The following is a 1,752-nucleotide window of genomic DNA, read 5'->3' on the forward strand; positions in this document are numbered from 1 at the left end:
ATGCGCGACGTGGTAGTCGCCCACGCTCACCGCGTCGGCGTCGCCGAAGGCGCGGATGCGCGTCTCGGCCGAGGTCCACGGCCCGATGCCGGGCTGGCTGACGAGCACGCGGTCGACGGCCTCGCCGTCTTCGGCGGCCTCGACCGCCCGCACGATCGCGTCGCCGCGGCGTGCCGCGCGCACCACGGTCTTCGACTGCGGAGGCTCGAGGCCCGCCCGGTGCCACACCCATGACGGAACCCGCTGCCACCTCTCGATCGTCGGCGGCGCGAACATCGGAGTGGGAGTGGGCCCCGGCGCGCGCTCGCCGGCCCAGGTCACCACGCGCCGCCACGCCCCGAACGCCTGCATGCCGGTGACCTTCTGCTCGAAGATCGCGCTCGCGAGCGCGTCGAACACCAGGTCGGTGCGCGACAGGCGAAGCCCGGGGGTGCGCCGGTGGGCCTCGGCGATGAGCGGATGCCGTGCGGCGTCGAAGTCGTGTGGGTCGTCGCGGTCGCCGCACAGGGCCGGCAGCTGGGCCAGCGCCCATTCGCGACCCGGTCCCCAAGCCGCACCCCGGACGATGCCGCGGCCGGTCTCGCGGATCGCGAGCGTCGCGACGCCCATCGGCGTGCGGCTTGCGCGCCAGATGACCGATCCCGCGACGGTCATCGTCGGGTCGGCGGCGCCGCGCCGCTGGTACAGCACGGTCCGGTGCAGGTCGAGCGGATGGCGCGGGCGGTACTCGGTCTCGAGCGGACGCGCGTGCTCGGTGCGGGGGTCTCGGGCCGGTGCGGCCCGTGCGGCGAAGCGCTCGGCATCCCTCGTGCGGGGAATGCGCGAGAGCGACGTCGTCATGCCCTCACCCTACGCTCCGGCCTCCGACATCCCCCGCCGCGCAAGATCGCTGTCGGCGCTCAGGGGCCGCTTGTGGCCGCATCGCGGGGTGGGTGTCGGCGTGTCGGGCCACCTCAGCGCGCGCGACACGATGCTCGGGAGGTCAGGGGTCGCGTTCTGTCGCCTCGCGCGGTGGCTGGCGGCGCGTCGCGCCACCTCAGCACGACGAGAGCGCGACCGTGACCGGTGACGGCGTCAGAAGCGATCGGGCGACGGGGTGCCGTGGCCGTACCGGATGACGACGTCGGCGTGACGATCGAAGCGGTAGCCGACTCCGCGCACCGTGCGGACGATGTCTTCGTAGCGGCCGAGCTTCGCGCGCAGGCGCCGCACGTGCACGTCGATCGTGCGCTCGCCGGGAGCCTCGTCCTCGGAGGCGCCCTGCCACAGCGACGTGACGAGCTCGGTGCGCTCGATCGTGCGGCCCTCGCGCAGCACGAGGTACTGCAGCAGCTCGAACTCCTTGAACGTGAACGACGCCGACTCCCCGTCGATCAGCACGCGCTTGCGCGAGATGTCGACCACGACGCCGCCGGCGCTGCGATCCTCGTCCTCCGGCTCGTCCTGCTTGGTGCGTGCGATCGCGGACGGCTCGTGGAGTGCGAGTCGCACGACGTCGACGTCGCGTCCGCCGGCGCCGACGGGCGCCAGAGCGACGGTGGCGTAGGTCTCGGCGTCGGGCGTCAGTTCGGCGAGGGTGCGGCGCAGCGCGTCGACGAGGACGCCGAGGCTCACACCCGACGCGGCCGCCTTCGCCTCGTCGATGCCGACGTACAGGGCGAAGCCGCGCGGCGCGGTGCCGGCGGGAAGAGCGCGGGAAGGCTGCGCCTGCTGCGGAGCCGGCGCGGCGGGCGCCGGGGGCGCCTGAATCGG

At 74.3% G+C, this 1,752-nt stretch carries 2 protein-coding genes; both read right to left on the reverse strand.

Features of this window, described 5'->3' with window-relative positions; genetic code table 11:
- Positions 1-840 (reverse strand): DNA-3-methyladenine glycosylase family protein (locus EIO58_RS17345; protein WP_127820493.1); only part of this gene is annotated, 840 nt, incomplete at its 3' end.
- Between the two features lie 234 nt (positions 841-1,074).
- The gene (locus EIO58_RS17350; RefSeq protein WP_127820494.1) at positions 1,075-1,749 is read right to left on the reverse strand and encodes a winged helix-turn-helix domain-containing protein; all 675 of its coding nucleotides are present in this window, start codon (positions 1,747-1,749) and stop codon (positions 1,075-1,077) included.
- Positions 1,750-1,752: the final 3 nt, after the last annotated feature.

The sequence above is a fragment of the Microbacterium sp. CPCC 204701 genome (assembly GCF_004010105.1).
In the GTDB taxonomy this organism is placed as follows: Bacteria; Actinomycetota; Actinomycetes; order Actinomycetales; family Microbacteriaceae; genus Microbacterium.